Below are 512 nucleotides of genomic sequence, written 5' to 3'. Positions count from 1 at the left end.
TTTGCATGCGCAAGATTAGGGCTTTGCTAGGGTTTTGGAAACTCTTTAAGCAGAGGTTTAAAAATTTAGAATCTAAATAAGAGGGATACAAACAGACTTCAGGGGCGCTCTCAATTTGGCTAGGCGCGCTCTTAAGCTGGGCAAGTATCTCTAGGTAAGCCCCGCCTATCTTGGCTAGATGGATACTTTGGAAGTAGTGGTAGTCTATGAGTTGGTCTAAGAGTGTGGCTAACTTGGGATTACCTAGTGCTTGGGCAAAATCTGCAATAAGCGTTGTAGGGCTATCATCACCCAAGCCCATCAATCTATTTAAAAGCCCATAGACACTAAGCCCCATGTCTAAATCGTTAAATAGATGGATGAGCGCGGGGCTTTTATGGGGGTAGTCATTATCCACACCTACCTCTAGGCTATTTGTGTTTTGCCATATCTCATCCATGTTTAAACAATCTGGAGTCAAACATGCGTGCGTGTTGGTGTAGTGGTGGATAAACCTAATGTATGCAAAGGGG

The 512-nt window shown here is 43.9% G+C and carries 1 pseudogene; it reads right to left on the bottom strand.

The window, feature by feature from the left end:
• A pseudogene (locus EAO37_RS09040) lies at positions 1 to 512 on the bottom strand (hypothetical protein); the annotation flags it as partial.

This window comes from Helicobacter sp. L8 (assembly GCF_003660355.1).
In the GTDB taxonomy this organism is placed as follows: Bacteria; Campylobacterota; Campylobacteria; order Campylobacterales; family Helicobacteraceae; genus Helicobacter; species Helicobacter labacensis.
This window is presented reverse-complemented; position numbering and strand designations above follow the sequence as displayed.